The following is a 25,804-nucleotide window of genomic DNA, read 5'->3' as shown; positions in this document are numbered from 1 at the left end:
ATGTGACCTAAGATTTTTGCACGTCTGAATAACAGGATAAAAAACGCTTGGCAATTGAGGGATTTAAAAATTTTCCGGTTATCATATTTTTGGCATTTCTTACTCTCACTTGTAAATCCCCATTGGAGGATAAAATTTCATTTACTTTTTCGCAAAAGTAGTTTTCTTCATTTTTCTTTATGAGCCATCCTGTTTCCCCATTCGTAACTACCTCTCCTATTCCACCTACATTATAGGCTACAACCGGGGTTTCAGCATACATAGCCTCTAAAATAACAGCCGGTAATCCTTCAATTAAACTCGGCAAAACAAAAGCTTGTGAATGATGTAAGATCTCCAAAACATCATTCCTGTAACCCAGGAAATGCACGTTTTCTTTAATTTGCATTTTTTCAACTTTTGACTTAATCTCCTCTTCCAGCCTTCCTTTCCCCATTAAAAAGAGTTGGCTTTCGGGATAATTCATTAAAATATTCTTAAAGATTCTCAACAAGCCTTTGTGATTTTTTTCAGGCACAAAACCTCCAATATGAGATAAAACAGGACCTTTTTTAAAAATTTCCCTAAGATCTTCCGGGATTTCACCAATCTCTTTTTCTTCAACTCCTATTTCGACCGTACTTATTTTGGCCTGCGGATAAGAAAAAGTCTCAATGAAATCTTTTTCACATTCTTTGCTCACAGAAATGACATAGGCCAATTTAGACAAATAGAAATTATTAAGGTGCCATTTTAGCTTAGAGGAAATAAAATCACCCATTTTGTTGGCATTACGGTAAATCAGAGGCTGGTTCCAGGAAAATAGCATTTTAGAACTCGCGGCAAACTTTAAGGTATCAGAAGCATTAGCCTGTATAATATCAGGCTTAAAATCCTTAATAATTTTGCTAAATCTTCTCCAGCCTCCATAATCAAAAAATCGATTAGATAGTTTCCGATTAAGATGCTGAATCCGGCCAATAAAAGGTAATTCCGCATCCCCCTTATAAATAGTAACTACCAACACTTCATGACCTATTTTTTCAAGATGACTGGAAAGCTGACATGCAAAAATTTCGGCACCCCGTAGTTGAGGCTTTTGGATTAATTGGATTATTCTCATTAATTCTTTAATATGGTAACAACATATACAGTATTTCAAGCCAACTATATGGCGAGAATAAGTAACTGAAAGTTAATACTTAGTGTCCTTCCGTGAATTGTGCAACCTTCACCTATGTATTTCGAAATAGTCTTCTATCATTCGAATTTGCGTTGAGATACCCATCGCTGTTAATGCATAATTTCTTGCTTTGGAGCCTGCTGAATCTATTGCTGCTCGATCCATTGCGATCCTCTCGATCATCTCGGCTATAGAGTTCTTTGAACCCGGTGGCACTAACCAGCCCCCCTTACTCTCTTCAATCACTAATTTAACATCCCCAACGGCAGAAGCAATTACTGGTACACCGGCAGCAAAGAATTCACGGAGTTTTAACGGTGAATAATGAAATCCTTCATTCGATTGAGACGGCAATACTGCCACATCAAAACTACTTATATAATCGGGAACTTCATTGTGGGGTACATTCCCTGAGAATATCACTCGTTCACTTAATTCTAAATCACTTATTTTTTCTTGCAAGCGAGTACGCTCAGGTCCATCACCAACCAATAATAGTTTTGCTTGTGGGATAGAAGTAGAAATGTCCCTGAATGCTTCAACTAATAGATCAAGGCTGTGAAATTTACGAAAACTACCAACCCATCCAATAACAAAATTACTGGTTAATCCCAGAGACTTGCGCACTTCATTGCCTTTTGCCCGGTCAAATATTTTGTGCGATACAGTGCAAGGAGTAATAAGAACGCGATTTTCGTCAACTCCTAAATCCAAAACTGCACGTTTTACTTCATCACTTACTACCAAAATCAAGTCGGCTTTTCGGCACGGATGTGAATCCCCCCACCGCTTTGCAAACCCTTCCCAACCAAAACGATGGACTCCCCATTTCTTGGATTCCCAGACATAGGGAGCGTCAACAAACAGGACGGAAGGTATGCCTAATTTTTTAGCTAGCTTTAATCCTCTGGTTTGAAAAAGATCGTGGTGTTGCCATACAAATGGTGCATTCTTGAACCTCTCTGAATCAATAGAAAAAGATTTTTGTTCTTCATAAAACCAACGCAAATCCTTAACAAACATCTCAAAAAGCTTAGCAATATATGATTGTCGAAATTTACTTGGATTGCGCTTTTTTTCTGTCTCTGACGATCGAGGAAAACACCTCGCCCTGATTTCAGCTGCTGAATATCCAGTTTCACCCGCAATCACCTCGGCTTTACCATATCGATCTTCTAAACCTTCTGCCCAATTTGCTATAGTCACCCACACGGCATCTGCACGTAATCGATTAAAACCAGGAGCCAAAAGGGGGACGGACACGAATTTATTCATCCTTACTTCTTTTTTTCACAAGCTCTAATGCTTTAGAAACTTTAGCTTCAACATTCAACTTATCATCACCAACATAAAAAATAGCTTCTTGGGTTGATTCAAAACAATCTATATAATTTCCTATTTTCCTATAATGATTATCAAATAACACCTGCGGTTTTCCTAAAAGAGTTGAAACAATGTGCCCGTGCAGTCTATCGGTTAGAACTATTTTGCCCCTGCATAATATTCGAGTACCTCGTTGAAATCTTCTCTGGGCAAGTAAATCGAAAGATGCGGCGTTTAATCTCCAAAAATGATCTCGAAATAATTTAGATTTCCGGAAGATGCTTTGAACTAATCCCCTTACCCGGACTGTAAATTTCGGACTAAATTTAGAATAGAATCTACCAGGTTCACCTGCAAGCCAATCTAGTTTTTCGGTTTTGAAACTGAAATTTTCTCCTTTATTACCAGCTGTTTCGTGATCCGTTCTTTTTAACCACACAATATCTACTACTGATTTATTCTTTTGAGGTACTGGTCCCATGGCAAATGCCATATCAGGACAAAGTCGCACCCTTAAACCAAGATCCTTTAAAGTATTAAAACTGGAATGGTCTCGTAAAAGAAAATAACAATCCTTATGTGCCTTGGCTATTCGGCCAAATTCCATTTTTCGATTGTCATCATCAAAATGAACGCTCTGTGGCAATTGAATAATTCTCATTTCAGGGAATAACCCGATAATTTTTTCTCGGAAATTTTGATGTGCCGGCCAAACAGAGCCCAAATTTCCCCCACCATGAAGCAAAATCACGCCTTTATTATCTAGCCGCTTGCGAAGTGCTTTTTCGGAAAAACTATAAATATCGCATTGATACACAACCTCTACTCCCATTTTTTTTAAAGCAGCTTTTTCTCCCAACCAAATCGCGTTATCACCCACATTGTTATGGTTTGGAAAATCAAGTAAGGCAACTTTAGTACCTTTATTTATTAACTGCCCAAGGGAGCCAAATATTAATTTTTGCTGTTCCTTAATTGAATTAATAAAAATATTTGTTTTATTCATACAACTGCTTATTTAACGTTGAAAGAGTATAGATTACCTATACAATATTATATCCCGAATTAGGATACTTTTTAATAATTGAAATTTAAAATATTGAATTACAACAACTCTACAATTCATATTTGCCAAAGAAAGTATTATCTGGTCATTTTCCTATAAATATTGGCCAAATTTCAGGTTCAATTTAGTTTATTGATAGTCTTAGATTAGACAGGATACAATTAAGCAAAAATGCAATTTACTATTTTTGAATTTTGTTTACTTTTTGTACTAATTCTGGTGAATCGTAATTTAATATATCATAAAGTTTTTCATCTACAAGGATGTTTTTGTTAGGAGTTTCCCGTAATAGCTTAAGAAAATTGTCGTATTCCAAATCAGGATTGTGAAAACCCTGGTTAAGTATATGGTTTTTATTGGCATTAATATCCTTTATATTATCCCTGTACCCATCGGCATAGGGCGTTTTAAAGAAGGTGAAACCGGTAATAAAAACCTCTTCGCATTGAGCCGTGAGCGCGGAATAAAGCACATAGAAACCTCTCGTAGGATGATAGACATCAAACAATTTGGATATTTTTTGATAGTTGTGATAGGGAAGTATATATATAATATTATGCGTGTTTAAGTACTTTTTAAAGTAGTTGAACATCCACTGCCAACCGTGTTTATCCAAGCGAGGCTGAATGATGTACTTAACACCAAATTTCTTGAACAGCTTCCAGTCTAACGGGCCTCCTCCCCCAGAATCCATATTTTCATGAAAGTTATGAACTAAGATATCGGTTCTGGTACCCAAATATTTCTCATTATTCGGATCCCAGGTAATTAAGGCTTTATTCATTCGAATAACAAAATCATAACTATCAATAATGTGTCCATTCTCGTGATCAAATGCCGAATCTGCCGGACCTACAATCGCTACACGTTTATTATAAAATACTTTCTTCGGCCGAAAAAACCGAATTCTAAATGGCATGATCAATAATCCCAAAAATGCTTTAATAATTTTCATAATGCGCTGAAAGAAGTAATATAAGATTTTCCCTTATTCTGAAGAGCAAGGCAATTATAGCCCATAAAATCTATTTGATTAATATTTGACGCTTCATAATCGTTTATAGAATCTCCTATTAACACACAACTTTCCTTAGCATAGTCATGCTGAATCAAGAGCTGATTAACCAGCTCAGTTTTAGCTATGGGGGAACCGTGAATAGATAAAAAATATGGGGCAATACCTAATTCATTACATAAAAATCTTAGCTCAGATTGGTCAGAGCCGGAAACAATATGCATTTTAAAATTCAGGTAGTTTTGTTTAATAAAATTAAGGCTATCGGTAATCAGTAAAGACTCATCTAACAATAGTTTTTTCATTATGATAGAGAATTCAGTGGCCAACTCTTTAATCTTTTGTTCTGAAACACTCTCTTTCCTGATTTCCTCAAAGAAATACCTGAACTTTACATAGCGGGATAAGCCTCCATTTTTTAGATGGAACTCCATTAAATCCTGAACCTGTTCCTTAGGATAATCCTTTAAAACCAATTCAAAACCTTTATTTCTCACGGGCATGGAATCCATAATCACCCCGTCAAAATCCCAAAATATATTTTTCTTATTCTTTAAATTTATCATATACTGCTTCTGCAATTTTAAAATCCTCTTCCCAATCTACATCTAAAGAAGTTAGTTTATTCATCTCAAATAAATACGGCTTCTCACCCACCCTGTCCCCTTTTGATTTATATATTTCTTTAGGAGTAATAAAAACAGCGCTATTAATTTCATATAACATTTCCAGGTCCTGGGTTTTTGGCCAGCGTTCTTTTCCTATTCTGTTAATAATGTCGTTGAGTTCCTTTTTCCACAAAAAATTCTGAAAAGCCGTTACTGACATTAAGGAATCAAATCCATTTTCAAGTCCTTCGTTAAAACTCATGATGCATTCCTCATAAATTTCAGTATCCACCATAGGTGAAGTCACATGGGTCCAAAGAATATTGTCACACCTGGTTATTGTCGGAACATAAGCAATTAGATCATTTAAACTGGTAGTGCCTAAAGCCAAGGCATCGGGACGAGCATCAATTCTTAATTTAGGAAAATCAACTTCTATTTTTTTTGCAACGGAAATTGATGCCTCGTCATTCGTTGAAAGTATTACCTCGTCCACCTTCTCTAACTTAGCCAGTTGCTTTAACTTTAACTCTAACAGCCCTCCTTCGAAATCAGAAAATTGTCGGGTGTTTTTGTTTTTAACTCGCTCACTGCCCTTGCGGGTGGGTAAAAATACTGATATAGACATAGCTCTAAATTAAAGCGAATACAGATTGAGGCTCCAGACCTTCGTATAAGGTAGGAGTTATAGAAACCGGTGTATAGTTACCTTTTCCCCTTAAACGCTCAAATATATATTCATTTTCATTGAACAATTCCAGTTCCTGGGCTTTAATTTCCCCTGAATAACCATCATACCCGGCAAAATAGAATTTCTCCACCCCAAGTTTAAGGGCAGTTTCTATAGCCAGGGAGGTAACAGATTCATGAAACTTGTCGGTAAATTTTATTTCCTGGAGTTGAAAAGCAACATCTTCAAGTTTTTCTGGTATATAAGTGCCCATTGTTCTTGGGTAAGGTGGAAGTACTACCAGTTTATCTTTCGTACTCATTTCGCTATAACTATCTTCTAAACGATGCCCTTCATTTCCTGCCAGACAATGTATTTGTAAGGTAAGAATATCTTTAAATTCCTGGGAATTTTTTGAACTGGAATGGATAAGGCAAATACCTTCCTGCCCCTTTATAAATTCATTAATCGCCTTAGAGTGTTTTTTACCACTGGGACCTCCTCCAATTATTAATGCCGATTTATATTTTTCACCTTCCTTTAAGTTCTTTAAATCGATATTATCCTCAATTCCCCTGGATTGGTTAGAAAGTGCTCTTATAATACTGTTTAAAGAGTAGAAACGTTTCGTTACCCAAGACATCACTTCTTTTTGCGGAAGTGAATTAGCCCCGGAAACCATATAAGGTAGATTAGTCCCCCATTCATAGTCTTTTTGCATTTCAGCAAAAGGATCTACTACCTTGCTTAAAGCATTAAAATCAAGATCTAGTCCTTCTTTGGCGTTTAAGGCAGTTAACAACAATTCTGTTTGTAGATTACCAGCCCCTCTTCCCATACCGGTTACTGTAGCGTCAACAATGCTGGCGCCACAATCAATAGCCGTCAGGGTATTAATTAAGGCCAGTTGTAAATTATTATGCCCGTGGAAACCTATATCAACATTAGTCTGGCCCCTAACGATATCAAAGGTCTTTTTAACATCTTCCGGATAAACACCTCCAAAAGAATCTACCATATAAAAATAATCTGCAATACCATCAACCTCCTTAATTTGGCCGAGAAATTTTTTTTCATTTTCCCAGTTAGACATATACATTACATTAAACCCAACTTCAAATCCAAGTTTTTTAACGGCTTCTGCTAAACTTAAGGCTCTTTTAAAGTATTTGGGATCTATGGCAATACGCACCATAGTTATATAACCTACACAAGGTTCCAGTAAATTCGGAACATGTTCTGGCCTCACATCCTTTTCATTTAATATAATAACCAATTTTTTGGAACTGTTTTCCTTAGCTTCTTCCAGAACATATTGGGGACAGTAAAAATACTCTCCCAGATAAGAATTCATTGGATTTGAACGGTATCCAATCTCAAGGTAATCTATCGGTAGTTTATCGAAAGATTCAAAATATCTTTTCACCAAGTCTTTATCAAAATCCCAGTTGGTATAGTAACCACCGTCACGAAGCGTACAATCTAATATTTTAAAATCCATATTATTTTTCATTCAAATTTTGTTTTTTCTCTAAACTCATTCCCTGAAGGGATATCATTTCTTTAAAAAGTATTGAGTTCTGAGCTAATTGCTCGAAATTACCAATTGCGTTAATTTTTCCATCTTTCAACAGCACAATTTTATCCGCATTCTTTATTGTAGCTAACCTATGGGCAATAATTATGATAGTATACTGCCCCTTTAACTTATCAATATTAGATTGAATTGCAGCCTCGGTTTCTCCATCCAGCGCAGAGGTAGCTTCATCCATAAAAAGAAAATCGACATCTTTATAAAGTTCTCGTGCTATTGACAATCGCTGTTTTTGCCCCCCACTTATATTTATCCCATTGTTTCCAAGCAATTCGTTTTCCCGGTCTTTTAAAGAATAGACAAAATCATACAAAGCAGCTTTCTTTATGGCTTCATTAAATTTCTCCATATTCTTTTCATTCTTTTCTGCCCAAAAAGTTATATTATTAAATACACTATCATTAAAAACAGGGGCCTCTTGCGCAATGTAACCTATCTTATTCCTGTAGGAAATTAGATCTAAATGATTTAGAGACTTGCCATCTATTAAAACTTCCCCCTTCTCGGGTAGTAAAAGACCAGATAAAATATTCATTAAAGTGGATTTCCCGGAACCACTTTCCCCTACTATAGCAATAGTTTCATTTTTATTTATCTCCAAATTTAAGCCGGATATTATTGGGGTGTTGTCAAATTTAAAATGAATGTTGTTAATTTTAATTTTTTCCTGAAAGCCTTCAAAATTAATGTTTCCGTTCCTATCCTTGTTTCTTTTTAATTCCTTAGTAAAACTGGTCATATTCTCCATGGAACCGGAAACACCAAGGAATTTATTCCAATGTTCCTGAAGCGCCATTAAAAAGGTTAGTGCTCTATAAAGGAATAACAAGCTTAGAATAATTAAACCAATATCGGAATTAAAGTAACTTACCTGGATCAAAATCGCTATAACTACTACCAGTATGGTAAGAGGCTCTCTAAGCGCCCTCAAGGTAGAGTCTACTATGCCCAGGTTTTTTTGAACTCCTTCTAATTCGGTGATATTTTCCTTTAATTTAGCTCCATATCTAAAATTTAAACCCGAAGCTTTTAGGTATTTAAAGTTAGCGACATGCTGAATTAGTAAACTTTGGAAACGATGCGCACTTTTGGTGTATTTTTTAGATAAGCTTTTCGTTTTTTTGAACAACCATTTAAATAAAAAATTAGTCAACATACCACCTATAGCAACAATAATTGCAAAACGGGTATTGGCTGCAAAGGCAAAAGTCACATAAACTAACACTAAAACCCCGTATTCTATAGCCTTGAAATAACTGTTATATGCTAAATTCACTCTTCCTACTTCCCCACTAAAGGTGTTTTGGATTTTACCTACATCAGATTTCACAAATTCACTAAACTTATATGTGTTTAATAATTGGATGTTAGTTAGTCTTATCTCCCGCATAAACAATTGCTGATAAGTTACGCGTGCAAACCCTTCCAGGAAAGCCACAATTCCTTTAAAACAAAAAAATGAAAGAATTATTAGCAGTGTACTTTTTATATTAAGAGTAATTCCAATACTGTTTAAAAATTCGGGTAAAAAACTTAGATTACCTAAGCCTTCATTTTCCATGTCTTCTGAGCCGCCAGTAGACATTTTTAACAACGGAATAAACATGGCTAACCCAAATCCATCCAAAACACCTTTAAAAAAACTTAAGCCAAAGGCTATAAAGATCCTATATCGAAGATATGAGTAGAAATAGAAAAAATATTGAAAGTAATCTTTTAATGTTTTTTTTATATTCATTAGTGCCTATTCGTTTAGGGTTTTTGCAATCAAATTAACACTATCTATGCCGGTATTCCAGGAATAATCATATTCCTGAATTACATCATCGTTATACTCAAATTGTAACTCCTTATTGTACTTAGCTAACATGCCTATAGTACCAATAAAAGGACATAAACCATTTTTTATAAAACTATAATTATCCTGAAAACTATTAGAAAAGGGTAAAATGTAACTTGGCGTTTTTAAAAGAATAGCCTCAAGTATTATATTGGAGTCCCCTGATAAAAGGAATTCAATACTCTCAATAAAATCTATGGAACTTTGATACCGGTTTTCTGAAAGGCTTACCCTATCTGATGGACCTTTCAATTTATAATCTACACCCGGATGCGGCCTTAATCTTATTCTATACTCCCTAAAAATATTATTTGAAAGAATCTCATCGACAAATTGCTCAACTTTATTAATAGAATCTAATTTATTAAATGCGATTCCAATAATTTTTTCGGGGTAAATTCCTAGCCTTGCCAACCGCCTTGAATTTATTTTTATGTTACCACTGTAAATTAATTCAGTTCTAAGTGGTAAATTAAATTTCTTGTTTATGCCCATATATTTCATCTTCATGTCTCTACCTTCCATAAATGCTATATCTGTTTCAAGGGGAGGAAATTTCTGAGAAACTGAAGCATGGGGTATATAAACTGTTTTTACTTTACATTTTTTGGCTGCATACATTAAGGCCCGATTTTTATACGTATGATCGGTAAAGATCACTACATAACTGATTTTATTATCCTTAAAAAACCTTAGATAATTTTCATAAAGTAAGATCCCATAAATAGAAAGTGACAAATTACTTTTAAAAATTTTTGAATCTTTAGAAAGCTCCTCTTTAAAAAATTTTGGAAAATACTTGATTAAGTACTTATAATTAAAGTATATATTCTTAGTTAAATTAACTCGTTTTCCAAAAGGAAGATCCTGTTTGGTATTATTATGATATAGTAAATTATCCAATTGCTCTGAGATTACTTTCGCTTGATCATAATGTCGACTATTATCGATGAATAGCAAACCTCCGTGGTATTTCTTAGACTTCTTTTTTCTTAAAAAAAAAGATCTAATAATCTGTCCTATTATTTTAAAGTACGTTAATACTCTTGAATTCTTGCTATCTTTTAATGGCCAAATATGAGTTCTCCCAAAAAAAAGCCAGTCCAAGTTATTATCCTTTAATCCCTCTATCACCTTTTAGTCCTATTAAAAATCATTTAATGACAGTGGAGTACCTTTGTCTAACTTCCTTTTCACGTTTTTTCCCAGAACTTTACTAAAATACTTTGGGTGCAAACCAAAACCAGGCCTAATAGATCTCACATTTTTTTCAGTTATTACTTCTCCCTGTTTTATATCTTCAACTACATAAAGCGAGCGGGAAAATTCCCTTCCTTTTTTCTGCTTCTCAGTTAAGCTGTAATCTACTTTTCCAATCGCTTTTTCTGCCTCTCTTACCGCCTTTACCATTTCGGTAAATTCATGTTCATCCATAGAAAATGAAGCATCCGGACCGCCAATTGATTTATCCAGAATAAAATGTTTTTCAATAATCTTAGCCCCCATTGCGGTAGCTACAATCGGTACCGTGCTACCCATGGTATGATCTGATAGACCTGAAATCACCTTATACCGCTCAGCGAGGTCTTTAACCATAATCATATTAGCATCTTCAATTGGTGCAGGGTACTGGGAAGTGCATTTTAGTAATGCTATATCATTATTCCCCATTCGTTTGCACGCGTCCAAAGCGAGCTCGATATCTTCCGTCCCGGCTATCCCGGTTGAAATAATTACCGGTTTTCCTTTGGAAGCAACATGTTCGATCAATGGAATATCTGTAATCTCAAAAGAAGCTATTTTATAGGCTGGTGTATCCAAGTCTTCCAGGAGATCTACAGCAGTTCTATCAAATGGTGAAGAAAAACAAATTAGGCCTTCTTCCGCGGCAGCCTCAAAAAGAGCTTTGTGCCATTCCCAGGGGGTATAAGCTTCTTCATAAAGATTATACAAATTTTTACCTTCCCAAATAGTCCCTTTCAGCTGAAAGTTATCATTATCACTATTAATCGTCATGGTATCTGCAGTATAGGTTTGTAATTTAATACAATCTGCACCCGCCCTTTTTGCTGCCTTTATTGTAGCCAAAGCAGTATCCAGGCTTCCATTATGATTTGCTGATAACTCTGCAATAATGAACACCGCTTCCTCACCCCCTATATTCCTATTTCCTATTTTCATATAATGATTTTTCAAATTTTAATTCTGTTTCACTCTCGGTAACTTTTATAAAGGATAATTTTTCAAATATTCTAATAGATGCGAAATTCTCTTTTAAAACAAAGCCATAAACTTTTTGAATAAATGGCTTATTTTCTTTTAGGAATTTCAAACCCTTTTTAAGTAAAAACGTACCAAACCCTTTGCCGGTATAATTCGGATCTAATAAGTAATTTATTTTTACTATTTGATGTTTTTCTATATCAAAACGTATTGATCCGGCAGAATTTCCGTTAACCTCTAAAATATAATATTCACAATTAGAACTCTCTAGTTTTGAAAAATACCAGGATAAATGTTCTTTAAGTGAAATTTCATCTTTATTAAAAGAAAAAGCTCTTACACTAGGAGTATTAGCCCATTTATGAGTTAAATAAAAATCCGAAAGTTCCGCTTCTCTTAACTCAGGTTTTTTATTAAACTTAGAATGTATTTTTACATCTATAAATTTTCCTGAAAAATAAGAATGCTCCTTTAAAACCGCATCCTCGGCAAATCCTGCTTTTTCCAAAGCCGGATAGAGTGCTGGTCTTAAGTCAAAAGCAAAGGTGTAAATTTTATGCAGGTTCAATTCTGCCCAGGCAAGCTTTTCTAATAAAGCCAAAAAATTAGTCCAATGATATTCAAAACTTTGATTTTCTATTTTTGTATCACATAGAAAAGAAATTTCAGCATTCTTATCTTTCCAATTGATATGTACAAGTCCTCCATATCCTATACACTTTTCACCCTCCAAATAGGAAAATAAAATTTGTTCGGGTTGGTCCTGCTCGAAAAGTTGAGCGATTACAGTATCAAAATAAGCATCCTGTTTTTCTTTGGTTAAAACTTCGTTTTGCCTCAAATGATACATCTGCTCGTTACGCCAGTTCATAATAGTATAACGATCCTCAATTCGTATAGGAACTATAGAAAAATTCTTATATTCATAGGTTTGCATCGTTAAAACTTTATATTTATTCATAAAGTCTTCTTTTATAATTCTTTATTTATGGTATTTCCCCAAGGAATTACTTAAGGCAGTTTCTTTAAAGCTTGAATGCATAATTTATTAAAATCTAAAATCTGATCTTCTAGATTCAAGAATTTTGAGAAATTTGAGTTTCTATCTTCCTCAATAAGAGCTAAAAGTTGATTAACAGGATTAACGGAAACAAAAAAGTTTTTTTCAAATTCTTTATCTAAGAGATGCCTTAATAAATTTTTAATTGTGATAGGAATTTTATAATAAGTATAATTAGCCACTGATATTTTTTTATTTATAGTAAGACCGTAATCACAACCTCTTCCATCCTGCTCCAGTAAATAACTTGGAATTCTTCTTTTTAATGAGGATACATGGGCGTGAACTCTATAGCCAACATGCAAATCAATATCGTCATAAGTATCTAATCCATTATCTTTATCGAGATATATTTTTTTAACAGTTAAATTCTCCTTTTTACAATATTTTTCTAATTCAGCATTTAAACCATGTAACATAAAAATTAATTTAGCCTTAGGATAAAGTTTTCCTAAACCACGAACTAACTTATCTACTGATTTAAGATAAATACTAGATTTATGAGGATCTGATATTGCAATAGTTTTAATATTATTCACAGGCTTAAAAATTCTATTCGAAAACCGATTATCAAAAAAGGCTATATCGCCAGAAAAAGTAACCTTATCCAACTGATGATAGCGACAAAATGACTGAGTGAGATAACCTCTAGTTGTAAAAAATAAGGCATTATCATTTAACTTTTTTAGATACTCTAAAGAAGTCTTAGGAAAATCAGTAAAAATGTTTTTATCATTATTAAATATATCAACAGCCGTGCCTGAGGCAATAACCCCTAAAGGAATATTAGTGTTTAATAATTGCTCAAAATATGGGTAAGTATAAATTTCCATATTTTTACGAATGGCCAGACATGCAAAAATTATAGCGTCTGATTTTAAAATTTTTTCCTTAACCTCTTCCCATCTAGCTCCTCGCCAAACAATTTGAATATCGTTGTTTTCTCCTTTTACAGTTTTAATTGCATCAATAGTTGTTGCAGTAATAAGACCGTCTCCAATATTCTTTGACCCCTCTTCGGGATATGTCGATATTATAGTATATATCATCGTCTACTTTTTAATTTATATTTAATTTCAGCTAAAACCCAGTCGGATTCAGAATCAATATCCTGCGCTTCTAATTCACTTATGATAATTCCTCCGGTTTGTTTTCCAAAAAAACTTTTGTTCCTTTCAAAATCAATAATCTTTAAAAAATAAAATTGCCCCACATCATGGTAGGCCTTTTCTAAATCTTGGGATCGGGAATTTTCATGCTCGGGACTAAAAAATTTAAGCCTCGTATTTTCAAATTTAAGCGCCCTTTGAATGGGGTAACTGAATGGAATCACAGGAAATACAGCATCGAGATTTTCAGCGGATAATTTCTCGAAAGCTTCTGTTAATTTTACTTCAGTGATAAAAGGTGCTGTAGGATATATACAGCAAATATTTTCAAATGTCTTTCCTAACTTTTTATAATCTTCCAAAACTTCCAGTAAAACATCAGCTGTTGTCGCATAATCATCGGCATTTTTATTAGAGCGCATAAAAGGTACATGAGCCCCATAGTTCTCCCCCACCTCAGCAATTTCCTCATCATCAGTGGAGACCATAACTTCATCAAAAAGTTTACTTTCTAATGCGGCTTCAATCGAATAGGCAATTATAGGCTTTCCAAGAAAATCCTTAATATTCTTTCTGGGAATACGTTTACTCCCTCCACGGGCCGGGATAATGCACAAATTTTTACTCATCAAAAAACTCTTTAATTTTTGCTATTACAAAGTCCTGTTCTTCTACCTGTAAGGTCGGATACATAGGTAAACTAATACAGTGCCTGTAATATTTTTCAGCTTCCGGCATATCGTTTTCTTTCCAACCGAGATCCCGGTAATAAGGCATTAAATGACAGGGGATATAATGAATTTGTGCAAAGACTTTATTTCCTCTTAAATAATTATACAAGCCTAATCTATCTTCTACTTCTATAACATACAAATGATATGCATGTCCTTCAATTACCCCTGATTGGCCTTTTACAAATTCTTTATTTTTAAATGCTTCCTGATATTTTTCAGCCAGGGCTCTTCGTGTCTCCAGCCCAACATTAGCCCTTTTTAATTGACTGTTTCCCAATGCCGCCTGGAAATCGGTTAACCTATAATTATATCCCAGTTCCTGCATTTCCATATACCATCCTGGATAGGTCTCGACTCCGCTCGACCTGACAGTAGTGCCATTGGCAAATTCCGGGGAGTTTTTATACTTACTTTCATCCTTTACGATTCCATGTGTTCTGAGCTGAAGTAATTTTTCATAAAGTTCCTTATCGTTGGTGGTGATCATTCCACCTTCCCCACTGGCAATATGTTTTACGGGGTGAAATGAAAAAATGGCCAAATCGGCAAATTTACCGTTACCGCATAATTGTTTTTGTTCTTTTGAATCAATAAAATACCCACCCGGTGCGTGGCAGGCATCTTCAATGATCCAAAGATCAAATTTTTCAGCAAGCTGTCTGAATTCTTCCAGGTTAACCGCTCTTCCGGCAAAATCTACGGGAATAATTCCTTTATAGGTTCCTTTAGGAGAGCTCTCAAGTAATTGTTTAACTTTATTGATATCCATCAAATAAGTTTCAGGATCTATATCGGCAAAGACCACTTCCCCTCCACAATAACGAACACAATTAGCTGAAGCTGCAAAGGTTATAGGGGTAGTTATTACTTTATCCCCGGGCTTAACATTGAGAGCCATGGTGCAGAGATGTAGCGCTGCAGTTCCGCTAGATACCGCTACTGCATATTCGCTGCCTACATAAGAAGCAAATGCTTCTTCAAATTCTGCAATTCGTGGGCCTTGAGTAAGATAATCAGATTTGAGGGTACTTACAACGGCCTCTATATCTTCTTCCGTAATATTTTGTCGTCCGTATGGAATGGGGATATTCATAGCTTAAACTTCAAATGTTGGATCAACGTGTTCTTTAATTAAATTCCTCAAATCATCTATAGATTCCCACTCCTCATTTTCGGCAGAGTTATACTGAAAGCCAGGTTTTACCTTTTTCGCTTTAAATTTCTCTATAAATTCTTCCAGTTTCCATTTATGTGTTGACGGAAGAATGGTGTAATATTTTCCCAGGTCATAAGTATAGTATGAATCTGAATCAGTAATCATTTCTTCGTGGATTTTTTCACCGGGGCGAATTCCCACAATCGGTTTTTCACATTCCGGACCTATAGCTTCTGCGACGTCCGTAATTTTATAAGAAGGTATTTTGGGCACAAAAATCTCTCCACCCCAAGCATGCTCCAATGCATGCATAACCATATCAACTCCTCCCTGAAGGGAGATATTAAACCTGGTCATGGTTGGATCTGTAATAGGCAGTACCCCTTCTTTTTTCTTTTTAAGAAAAAAGGGTATTACAGAACCATTGGATCCCATTACATTCCCGTAGCGCACCACTGAAAATTTAATCGGATTCCAACCGGTAATATTGTTAGCCGCAACAAATAATTTATCTGAAGCCAATTTCGTAGCACCATACAGATTAATTGGGGCGGCTGCTTTATCCGTAGAAAGAGCAACCACTCTTTCTACACTAGTTTCTAGACAGGCGTTAATAATATTTTCTGCTCCCATTATATTGGTTTTTACACATTCCATAGGATTATACTCTGCGATAGGAACATGTTTCATCGCGGCTGCATGAATGACATAATCTATTCCTTTTAAAGCCCTTTTAACCCTCGCTTCATCTCTAACATCTCCTATAAAAAAACGTATCTGGGGATAGTCCTTGACAGGATAGTCTTGAGCCATTTCAAACTGTTTTTGCTCATCCCTAGAAAAAATGACTAGTTTTTTAACTTTAGAAAAATTACTCAATATGTGTGAAGTAAGAGCCTTTCCTAACGAGCCAGTTCCGCCGGTAATTAATATTGATTTGTTGTCTAACATTTTATAAATTTATACTACTTTATTTTACAATTTGACACTGTAATACTTAAGTGTCCTTTTAAAAACTCTAGTTATTCTTCAAAAGAAGTAAAGGAAATTTAAACACGAAATATTTATCATCACTTTTACAAACCAAAACAGGTTAATCGCCGATAATTTCCAGCTGTGAAGTTAGCCAAACAAATACAAGGAGAAAAGATATAAAAGCCGTCGAACATCTTAAGCTTAATATTGCGTAAAATGAAATTATGATCATTATTCTGACAACTCTTGTTGATTGTTAGTATGAACCGAATAAGGTTGGATTTTTTCATAGAAAATTTGAATTTAATTCGTGTTTTTCATTAGGCCCTTTAGTTAGCGATCCATCGTTATTATTCAGAGGAAATAACATTGTATTTCTCTCTAAATTCGTCATCAGGATGAAAAGAATAATCATATCCCACCTTCTTCATAACAGGATTTTGATAATTATTTAAAATGTATAAATATCTAATTGGTCCTGAAAGAAAAACCTTAGACCCCACCGGATATTCAATTCGATGTTTTTCTGCAATTTCGAACTGGTTCTCATAAACGTCTTTATATCTAAAAATCCTTAAAAACAACAAGAGACAAATAATCAAAATCATCAGGTTTGAAGCACTTACAAATTTTTTATTATCATTTTTATAATTTCGCGCCATTAAAATAAAAATATAGGGGAAGGTCAGTATAAAATAATGAGGGAAAACTTGAATAAGAATAGGAATCAAATTAACTATTACCCCCAAAATCAAAATACCATTGACCCTGTCCTTAAAAGGTCTAAGGTTGAGAAAGAATAAAGGTATAAGTAATAAAATGAAAACTTTAGATCCCACTAGCCATGTAAACAAGGACCTGGACCTTGAAATATTTTTTTGCCCGTAACCTCTTCCACTTAGTTGATCTATTAGATCTAGAAAAGGAATATTATTTATAACGACAAAGTATAACAAAAATAAGATAACAGGGAGAGAAGCACCTGCCGCAAATTTTAAAAGTTGATTTTTTTTATAGCCATGATAAAAAATCACAAGAAAGAAAAAGGGTATAAAATTAAAAATACCATATTGTTTAGCGAAAACACTTAAAGATAAAAAAATTCCAACTAAAAAAAATTGTTTTTTTATTAAGAACCAAAAGGAAAGCATTACACATACAAAGACATAAACTTCGAGGTTTATATAAATACCATCAGAACTTAATACAGATAAAAACAAGAATAAACTTAAAAATATTGAGCTCTGTTGATCCAAATTTAATTTTTTACCTAAAAGATATAACAGGCCCGCAGAGAAAAATATTATTAAATATTGGAAGATCAGAAAATATTTATATTGAGGATCTTCAGTAAAAACATATAGAAGAGAATTTAAATACATCATTAAGGGAGCATATAAACTACTTATGTCTTTATATGGAACGAAGCCATTTGAAATATCTCTGGCAATTGCCAGGTAATATGGGGCATCAAAACTTACATAAGCATAGAACAGACTTAAACCTATTAACAAAAAAAGCACAAAACCCCAAAATCTATTAGAAATATTCAGTAACCCCATTCTCTTTATCTTAGCTCTGTAATAAATAATTTACTTTTTTTTGATTATAAAACCTGGACGATCCTTGACCTCTTCGTAGATTCTCCATATATATTCTGCAATTACTCCCAGAGAGAATAGGATCAATCCGCTGAAAAAAGAGACAATGACAATTGTAGAAGTCCAACCCGGCATAGTCGCTCCCCAGAATTCCGGATTTCCGAAAAGTTTTATATAGGTGTAAAAAATTATGATGCCTATAGCAAAAAGAGAAAAAATTAATCCAAGGTTAGTTATTATCCTAATTGGCCAGGTGGAGGAAGAAAAGAAAGTATCTTTAAACATTTTAAATTTTTTCCTAAATGTCCACCTGCTTTTTTGATTTATTCCCTTTACTCTCTCATATGGGTAGTATACGGGTGAGAAACCCAGCCGAAGTACCTCTATGATACTAGTTGTGTTTCTATGATGAATACGGTTATTAATAATGTCAACAACTTCTCTATCGATAAAAAAGAGATCTGCACCTCCTGGAGGAAATTGCACGTCTGAAAAACTATTAATAATCGTATAATAGGTATTTGAAAACAGATCATTCAGAAATCCATCATTCCTTTTTATACGATTCGGAATAATGACTTTTGCACCTTTTTCCCAAAGACGATACATTCCAACAATACTGGAATAAGGTTGCTGTTCATCATCTGGTATTGGCATGGCACAATCACCTTTACAAATGCTTAAACCAGCGAAAATAGCATAGTTGGAGGTATAATTCCTACTTAACTGAAAGGCCTTCACATTTGAGAATTTTTTTTCAAGTTGTTGAGCAATTTCAAAAGAATGATCGTTTGAGCCGTCATCAATGACAACAAATTCAAATTCGATGTTCTCCTTCTTTAAGAGCTCTGAAATTTTTTCATAAGCTATTGTAATTCTTTCTCCACTGTAATAGGAAAGTAATATAAGACTTAACATGAACGCTTGTTATTAAAAAGTTTATATACTAAAATAAAATTCCAGAGCATAGTAATGGGAAGAACCAAATATGCCAGAATATACTTATCAAAAGGTAAGGTCACTTCAAATATCCATAATACTATAATACCCAATATCATCCCGCTTACATAAATTGAAAAATACCGGACAGCTTTATGTCGAGCAAGTGGGGATTTAAAAACCAGGAAAGAATTAAGAAAATAGGATAACAGGATAGTCAGGAAATAAATAATGGCATAGGTAGATATTAATGGAGTTTGCAAAACTTCTATAAACAAATAAATAGCTCCCAGAGATAAAAGAGTCGTAAATACCCCAACTCCTGAAAAACCAGCAAATAAAGAAATTAATTTCCGACTAAATAGAAAATTCATTAAGACAGTTTATTATTTTGGACACTTCAGAATTATCAAGAGTTGGTCCAAGGGGCAAACTCAAATTTGTTTCATGCATTTTTTCAGTAACCGGAAAATTTAAATGATTCCATTCCCTAAAAGCTAATTGTTTGTGGGGTGGTATAGGGTAATGAACCAAAGTTTGAATCCCTCTTTTTTCCAGATAATGTTGTAAATAATCTCTTTTTTGAGTTTGAATAACAAATAAATGCCATACATGTTCTTGATCGTCCTGAGGTGATGAAGGCAAAACTATATGAGGATTTTCTATTTGTTCAAGATATTGCTTAACCACTCCTCTTCGATATTCATTTTCAAAATCCAGATATTTTAACTTAACGGCTAAAAAGGCGGCTTGAATTTCATCCAAACGGCTATTGATCCCTTTGTAAATATTTTCATATTTGCGATGAGATCCATAATTTGCCATGGCCCTAACTGTCTCAGCCAGGGACTCATCCTTAGTAGCAACTGCCCCTGCATCCCCTAAGGCTCCCAGGTTTTTCCCAGGGTAGAAGCTAAAACCTGCTGCATCACCCAATGCACCAGTTTTAGTTCCTTTCCAGCTCGCACCAACTGCCTGCGCATTATCCTCGATGATTTTTAAGTTGTTCTTCTGTGCAATTCTACCTAATTCTTCTGACCAACAAACGCACCCAAATAAGTGAACAACCATTATTGCTTTGGTACGGGGTCCTATGACGTCCTCAATTTTATTTAAATCCAGGTTGTTAGAGTGCTGTTCTGGCTCAACAAGAACAGGAACTAATTTATTCTCAGTTATTGAAAGTATAGAAGCAATATATGTATTAGCAGGAACAATTATTTCGTCCCCCTCTTTCATTACTCCCATTTCAATATAACCTCTTAAAATCAGACGCAAAGCATCCAACCCGTTAGCAACACCTATAACATGATCTACTTTGATATAGGAAGCCAAACTATTTTCAAACTTCTGTACTTTTTTACCCAATATGTACCACCCCGAATCAATGACTTCTGAAGCCACCTTTTTAAGGTCATCAGAATACTGTTGATTGATTTCCTGGATATCTAAAAATTTAATCATAATTTAATTGGTTCATTATCTTGTCCAAGTTTATACATATGGCCAAACGTATCTTGTAGTCTTACGCTTAATATAGTTCCATCTTTTGTTATGTAGCCTTTGTTGACAGCGGGGTTGCCATACCAAACAGTAAAAGGAGGAATATTTTTAGTAATTACACTGCCGGCTCCTATTAAAGAATATTTTCCTATTGTTTTACCCGCAACCACAGTGGCATTAGCACCAATCGACACCCCTTCTTCAATTATGGTTTTTTCCAGTGTCGATTTATACATCTTTGATCTAGGCACCAAATCATTTGTAAAGGTAGCATTAGGACCAATAAAAACCTTATCGGATATCCTTAATCCATCCCACAACTGTACACCTGATTTAACAGTTACGTCATTTCCAACAACGACATCGTTTTCAATAAAAACGTTGCAGTTGATATTACAATTTCTGCCAATCCTGGCTCCCTCGAGAATAACACAAAACTGCCAGACATAAGTGCCGTCTCCTATGTTCTTCGTTTGAACTTCCGCCTTAGGATGTATCATTTCTTTAATTGTTGAAAATCATGATATTCGCGTATATAATCTTTCTCATCGTACTTCGAGGAAGCCATTACCATACAAACTGCTCCAGATGTAAAGTCCATAAGCTCTCTCCAAATTCCGGGCACAATCATTAATCCAAAATCAGGACGGCTCAACCTAACAACCTTTTTGTTCCTACCATCATCTAGAAGAATGTCAAACCCACCTCCTACAGCTACGATTATTTGATACAACTCCTTATGAGCATGACCTCCTCTACTTTCACCTCCCGGAATATCATATAAATAGTAAACTCGTTGTATATCAAATGGTATATTATTATGCACCTCAGTTATAGTGATATTCCCTGCACGACTATGAATCTTATTCAAGGGAATAACAGGGCAATCATAAACAGAATTCTTCCCTATCATCTTCCTTTAAACTTAGAATAATCTCTGATATAATCCTCTTCAGAAAATTTTGTGGAACTTAATACCATTGCGACCGAATTCGTAGAGAAATTCTCCATTTGTCGCCAAATACCTTTACTTATATAAAGACCATAAAAGGAGCGGTTTAAAGAAAAAGTTTTTTTTGTTTTTCCATTATCTACTATCACATCAAAGCTTCCGGACAGAGCTACTATAAATTCCTCCTGTTCCTTAAAAGCATGCCCCCCCCTTATTTGCCCCCCGGGGACATCATATATCCAATATATCCTCTCAATCTTAAAAGGTATATGATTTTCTTCTTCTATAAAGGATAAATTTCCCCTGGGATCTTCGAATTTCGGAAGGTCTATTATCTTAACGTTCATATGGCTAATAAAGATTGAAGATACTGTCCATATTTACTTTTCCCGTATTTTTGTACAGCCAATTCAATCTCATTTCTATTAATGAATTTATGTAAATACGCTACTTCTTCCACACAACCAATCATTTCACTTTGTCTGTTTTGTAAAACCCTAATAAATTCCGTGGCATCATCTAAAGACTCAACAGTTCCTGTATCGAACCAACTCATACCGCGAGTCATCACTCCTACCTCCAACTTCCCCTCGTCAAGATACATTTGGTTAATGGTAGATATTTCTTTTTCACCTCGGGCAGAAGGTTTGACGCTCTTAGCAAAATTTACCACTCTATTGTCATAAAAATACAGACCCGGAACTGCGTATTTTGATTTTGGGTTTTGAGGCTTTTCTTCAATACTTATTGCTTTGTTCTCCTTATTAAATTCAACAACACCATATCGCTGTGGATCTTTAACAGGAAAAGCGAAAATTGAAGCTCCATCTATATTGATCTTACCTCTTAATAGACTCCCCAGACCGTTTCCGTGAAAAATATTATCTCCAAGAGCCAGGGCAACTCTATCATCTCCAATAAAATCTTCTCCTATAATGAAAGCTTCCGCGAGACCGTTGGGCTCTTTTTGCACTGCATATGTAAACCTGCACCCCAAATGAGAACCATCTCCTAAAAGTTTCTTAAAAGCTTCCTGGTCATGAGGGGTGGTGATAAAGAGTATATCTTTTATTCCCGCCAACATTAGAACTGACAACGGGTAATAGATCATTGGCTTATCATACACCGGCAATAGTTGTTTGCTAACGGCTATGGTAATTGGAAAAAGTCTTGTTCCCGACCCTCCAGCTAGAATAATTCCTTTCATATTAAATAAAATTTCACTGATTTCAATTAATTATTTTGAATATTGTAATTTATGATATTCATAATAAGTTACAACTGGTCACATTTTTTTTCAACCATTTATATCAAATACCGGTCTAAAGCCCTCTTCCAAAGTTACAGTAGGTTTCCACTCTAAATCTTAATTCCTCAAAAAGACTGCCAATACATCCAGATTAAATTTCTGGCTCTTAAAAAGGTTATAATTTTCATTAAACTCAAATCCCTTAAATTATCAAGTCACCCGTATAGATCAAGCGTGCAGATTACCAATTTTTAATATGATTTATTCAAAATATGAGAGGTTAAAGCTTTACCTAAAGAGCCGGAAACCCCGGTTATTAATAAAGGATTTATAATCTAACATTTTTAACGAAATTGTTACATTTAGAAAATTAACTTATTAATATTTTATTATTTAAAAAAGGAAAATCAAGATACATTTAGACCCTTTGAAATTTAAAAAAGATTAAAAATAGGATGAAAGAAATCCTCCTTTTGAAAACAAACGCGAAAATAAGGATTTTGTGCTGTTTAAAATTGTAAATAATCCTTAAAGCTTAATAAAAGTTATATTTTTGGGGTGGAGAATTCCCCCATTTCTCTATTTTATTAATTATTTATACAGTACCTACACAATTCAATAAGAATTTCAATTGGCCAAAAAAACCTTTGTTTATATAAAAATCTTAAAAATTAAAATGGTTTTTTATAATAAATTTATTATGCATCATAAAAATGAAGGGAGTCATTAATAAAAATCAAGTTTTTGTAATTATGATATGGGATGTTTCGTAATCTTAGATATTCTGTTAACCTTTCAGTATTACTGTAACTAATACTATTATGAAGGGGGGAATGCAGAACAATCAGTTTACTCTCTGATTCCAGAATAAAGGTTAAAATCTCTTCAAAGGATTCCCACTGATCCTTATTATATTTCCATTGTTGGTTAAGTTTTTCATGAATCTCAATGCGTTCCACATCACGTTCCACAAAACCACCGGAAATATATTTATTTACTCCTTTTGTTAACTCCTCCCTTTCTTCGAGTGATTTAAAAAAGTATTCTTTGTATATTGCATATATCCAGGTGTTTAAAACCTTTATATTTTTTAATGAAATTGCTAGTTTTAATGTATCCCAACTATTATAATCATTTGAAATTAAATCCAAAGAGGATTCTGAACCATCGGAAGAAAACGCACCCGGATAGACATCCAGAATAACATATTTTGGATTAAGGGTCTCAAGATATCTTTTTACAAGTATTTCCGTTTGCAAAAATGTTTGAGAACTACTTCCCATATTAAAACTGGAATATCCCGCTTTTTCGAAGGTTCGGGGGTCGTAATGTCGATAAGCTCTCGAAGAACCCAGGAATAAGGTATCCACGTTGTCTATTTCGTTGACTTCTTTAAATCTTGTATTTGAAAATCCATAGGCAAACTTTTCATAAAAGATATTATATTGGAATTTTTGGGGCAAAAACTCCCCATATACAATTACTCCTATTATATAAAATAAAAAGGCAAAAAGAACAAACCCTATACTTCTCTTAATAAAAAGGCCTATTTCCATAAATTAAAATTGAAAATAAATAAAATCAGTTTCAGTAGTATACATATACATCCCAATTAAAAAAACTAGTCCTCCATAAAACAACCAGTTTAATTTGTGTTTCCTATTTATAGATAAATCTTCCAATGCAAATTTATCTCTTCTACCAAACCATTCTATTACGAAAAATAAAAATATTACAGGAATTACCTTTAGAGAATAACCAATTCCTTCATAGTAAGGAATACTAAGTAAAGACTTAGAGAACATCCCTCCCAAATAACTCATGGCATGCCCAATATTCTCTGCTCTAAAGAATACCCAAGCGATCACGGTCAACCCAAAAGTCAGTGCCATTTGCCCAAGCTCTTTCAGGGAAGGCAAATAAGAATTCTCGGCGACAACTTCCATATTCTGCCGATTCCTTTTAGTCAGAAGTAAGGGTAAAAAATACAATGCATTTAAAGCCCCCCAACAATAAAAGTCCAATTGGCTCCATGCCAAAATCCACTTACAACAAATATGATAAAAGTATTCCTCACTTTCATCCAGGTGCCCCCCCTACTCCCTCCAAGAGGAATATACAAATAATCCCTAAACCAAGTAGATAAAGAAATATGCCAGCGCCTCCAAAATTCAGCTATATCCAGGGAGAAATATGGATAAGCAAAATTTTGCATCAAATTAAATCCAAAAAGTCGGGCGGTTCCTATGGCGATATCGGAATACCCGGAGAAATCCCCATAGATCTGAAATGTAAAAAATATCGCACCCAAAAGCAGAGTGCTCCCGGACATATCCGTAGAGTTCTCAAAAATATGATTTGCATATACTGCACAGTTATCTGCAATTACTACCTTCTTGAACAAGCCCCAAAGAACCTGTCGCATGCCATCTACAGCTTGGCTATATTCAAATTTCCTCGATTTATAAAATTGAGGTAATAAATTTGAGGCTCTCTCAATAGGCCCCGCAACTAATTGAGGAAAGAAACTCACAAATGCAGCAAACGAAATAAAGTTTTTGGTTGGTTCAAGACGCTTTTTATAAACATCTATGGTATAGCTCATTGTCTGAAAAGTGTAGAAGCTAATCCCGACCGGAAGTATAATATTAAGGGAATTTGCATTCAAGTCATAACCCGCGACACTGAAAGCAGACTTAAAATTATCAAGGAAAAAGTTATAATACTTAAAGAAACCAAGGAAACCTAAATTTACTAATATGCTGACCCAAAGCAAAACCTTTCTCTTTGAAGGCGTTTCGGTTTTGCCTAAACTTACTCCTACAAAATAATCTACGAGGGTGCTAAAGAGTATTAGTGATAAAAACCGCCAATCCCACCAGCCGTAGAAAAAATAACTTGCAGCAGCAACAAGTAGGTTTTGTCCTTTTAAACTTTTATTGAAAACAAACCAGTAAAGGATAAAGACGATCGGTAAAAAAATCGCAAAGTCCAGGGAATTAAAAAGCATTGATAAAATTTAGAG

The 25,804-nt window shown here is 34.5% G+C and carries 23 protein-coding genes and 1 pseudogene; all 24 read right to left on the bottom strand.

The genetic code is table 11. The features are described from left to right. Nucleotides 1–7: 7 nt before the first annotated feature. The 24 genes and pseudogenes from VS868_RS14125 to VS868_RS14010 all read right to left on the bottom strand — a co-directional run bounded on the left by VS868_RS14125 (nt 8) and on the right by VS868_RS14010 (nt 25,789). Nucleotides 8–1,102 (bottom strand): glycosyltransferase, encoded by a 1,095-nt coding sequence (locus tag VS868_RS14125; RefSeq protein WP_345598407.1) that lies wholly within the window; start codon nt 1,100–1,102, stop codon nt 8–10. Between the two features lie 108 nt (nt 1,103–1,210). Then, a complete protein-coding gene (locus VS868_RS14120; protein ID WP_345598406.1) occupies nt 1,211–2,437 on the bottom strand; it encodes a glycosyltransferase family 4 protein in 1,227 nt (408 codons plus the stop codon). Continuing rightward, a complete protein-coding gene (locus tag VS868_RS14115) occupies nt 2,430–3,491 on the bottom strand; it encodes a polysaccharide pyruvyl transferase family protein (RefSeq protein WP_345598405.1) in 1,062 nt (353 codons plus the stop codon). Before VS868_RS14115 ends, VS868_RS14120 begins: the two co-directional genes overlap by 8 nt. Before the next feature lie 241 nt (nt 3,492–3,732). Next, a complete protein-coding gene (locus VS868_RS14110; RefSeq protein ID WP_345598404.1) occupies nt 3,733–4,470 on the bottom strand; it encodes a glycosyltransferase family 29 protein in 738 nt (245 codons plus the stop codon). A gap of 32 nt (nt 4,471–4,502) precedes the next feature. Beyond that, entirely contained in the window at nt 4,503–5,132 is a 630-nt protein-coding gene (locus VS868_RS14105; RefSeq protein ID WP_345598403.1) for an HAD hydrolase-like protein, read from the bottom strand. After that, complete coding sequence (locus VS868_RS14100) at nt 5,113–5,802, bottom strand: hypothetical protein (protein ID WP_345598402.1); 690 nt, start codon at nt 5,800–5,802, stop codon at nt 5,113–5,115. Before VS868_RS14100 ends, VS868_RS14105 begins: the two co-directional genes overlap by 20 nt. Before the next feature lie 4 nt (nt 5,803–5,806). Next, complete coding sequence (locus tag VS868_RS14095; RefSeq protein WP_345598401.1) at nt 5,807–7,357, bottom strand: aldolase catalytic domain-containing protein; 1,551 nt, start codon at nt 7,355–7,357, stop codon at nt 5,807–5,809. Then, on the bottom strand, nt 7,347–9,176 hold the full coding sequence (locus tag VS868_RS14090) for an ABC transporter ATP-binding protein (RefSeq protein ID WP_345598400.1): 1,830 nt from the start codon (nt 9,174–9,176) through the stop codon (nt 7,347–7,349). Before VS868_RS14090 ends, VS868_RS14095 begins: the two co-directional genes overlap by 11 nt. 6 nt (nt 9,177–9,182) lie before the next feature. Then, nucleotides 9,183–10,412, bottom strand: coding sequence for a hypothetical protein (locus tag VS868_RS14085; RefSeq protein ID WP_345598399.1), 1,230 nt, complete (start codon nt 10,410–10,412; stop codon nt 9,183–9,185). Nucleotides 10,413–10,424: 12 nt separating this feature from the next. Next, entirely contained in the window at nt 10,425–11,459 is a 1,035-nt protein-coding gene (gene pseI / locus VS868_RS14080) for a pseudaminic acid synthase (protein WP_345598398.1), read from the bottom strand. Then, nucleotides 11,443–12,462 carry a GNAT family protein gene (locus tag VS868_RS14075; RefSeq protein WP_345598397.1) on the bottom strand — a complete coding sequence of 340 codons (1,020 nt, stop codon included), beginning with the start codon at nt 12,460–12,462 and terminating at the stop codon, nt 11,443–11,445. The genes pseI and VS868_RS14075 overlap by 17 nt, the downstream gene beginning before the upstream one ends. A gap of 50 nt (nt 12,463–12,512) precedes the next feature. After that, nucleotides 12,513–13,610 (bottom strand): polysaccharide pyruvyl transferase family protein, encoded by a 1,098-nt coding sequence (locus VS868_RS14070; protein WP_345598396.1) that lies wholly within the window; start codon nt 13,608–13,610, stop codon nt 12,513–12,515. Continuing rightward, nucleotides 13,607–14,299 (bottom strand): pseudaminic acid cytidylyltransferase, encoded by a 693-nt coding sequence (pseF, locus tag VS868_RS14065; protein ID WP_345598395.1) that lies wholly within the window; start codon nt 14,297–14,299, stop codon nt 13,607–13,609. Before pseF ends, VS868_RS14070 begins: the two co-directional genes overlap by 4 nt. After that, complete coding sequence (gene pseC, locus VS868_RS14060; RefSeq protein ID WP_345598394.1) at nt 14,292–15,497, bottom strand: UDP-4-amino-4,6-dideoxy-N-acetyl-beta-L-altrosamine transaminase; 1,206 nt, start codon at nt 15,495–15,497, stop codon at nt 14,292–14,294. The genes pseF and pseC overlap by 8 nt, the downstream gene beginning before the upstream one ends. 3 nt (nt 15,498–15,500) lie before the next feature. Next, nucleotides 15,501–16,511, bottom strand: coding sequence for a UDP-N-acetylglucosamine 4,6-dehydratase (inverting) (gene pseB / locus VS868_RS14055; protein WP_345598393.1), 1,011 nt, complete (start codon nt 16,509–16,511; stop codon nt 15,501–15,503). Between the two features lie 374 nt (nt 16,512–16,885). Continuing rightward, nucleotides 16,886–18,097, bottom strand: coding sequence for a hypothetical protein (locus tag VS868_RS14050; protein WP_345598392.1), 1,212 nt, complete (start codon nt 18,095–18,097; stop codon nt 16,886–16,888). Between the two features lie 30 nt (nt 18,098–18,127). Continuing rightward, complete coding sequence (locus tag VS868_RS14045; RefSeq protein ID WP_345598391.1) at nt 18,128–19,054, bottom strand: glycosyltransferase; 927 nt, start codon at nt 19,052–19,054, stop codon at nt 18,128–18,130. Nucleotides 19,055–19,432: 378 nt separating this feature from the next. Continuing rightward, the gene (locus tag VS868_RS14040; RefSeq protein WP_345598390.1) at nt 19,433–20,539 is read right to left on the bottom strand and encodes a DegT/DnrJ/EryC1/StrS family aminotransferase; all 1,107 of its coding nucleotides are present in this window, start codon (nt 20,537–20,539) and stop codon (nt 19,433–19,435) included. Further along, on the bottom strand, nt 20,536–21,078 hold the full coding sequence (locus VS868_RS14035) for an acyltransferase (RefSeq protein WP_345598389.1): 543 nt from the start codon (nt 21,076–21,078) through the stop codon (nt 20,536–20,538). Before VS868_RS14035 ends, VS868_RS14040 begins: the two co-directional genes overlap by 4 nt. Next, a complete protein-coding gene (locus tag VS868_RS14030; protein WP_345598388.1) occupies nt 21,075–21,491 on the bottom strand; it encodes an FdtA/QdtA family cupin domain-containing protein in 417 nt (138 codons plus the stop codon). The genes VS868_RS14035 and VS868_RS14030 overlap by 4 nt, the downstream gene beginning before the upstream one ends. After that, entirely contained in the window at nt 21,488–21,877 is a 390-nt protein-coding gene (locus tag VS868_RS14025) for an FdtA/QdtA family cupin domain-containing protein (protein WP_345598387.1), read from the bottom strand. The genes VS868_RS14030 and VS868_RS14025 overlap by 4 nt, the downstream gene beginning before the upstream one ends. Beyond that, on the bottom strand, nt 21,874–22,737 hold the full coding sequence (gene rfbA / locus VS868_RS14020; RefSeq protein ID WP_345598386.1) for a glucose-1-phosphate thymidylyltransferase RfbA: 864 nt from the start codon (nt 22,735–22,737) through the stop codon (nt 21,874–21,876). Before rfbA ends, VS868_RS14025 begins: the two co-directional genes overlap by 4 nt. Before the next feature lie 740 nt (nt 22,738–23,477). Next, nucleotides 23,478–24,335, bottom strand: coding sequence for a hypothetical protein (locus tag VS868_RS14015; protein ID WP_345598385.1), 858 nt, complete (start codon nt 24,333–24,335; stop codon nt 23,478–23,480). Nucleotides 24,336–24,338: 3 nt separating this feature from the next. Then, nucleotides 24,339–25,789: pseudogene (locus VS868_RS14010) on the bottom strand (MBOAT family O-acyltransferase). Between the last annotated feature and the right edge of the window lie 15 nt (nt 25,790–25,804).

Origin of the sequence: Salinimicrobium sp. 3283s, from assembly GCF_039602225.1 — a bacterium.
GTDB lineage: Bacteria > Bacteroidota > Bacteroidia > Flavobacteriales > Flavobacteriaceae > Salinimicrobium > Salinimicrobium profundisediminis.
Note: the sequence above shows the minus strand (reverse complement) of the source record. Positions and strands in the feature narration are given on the sequence as shown.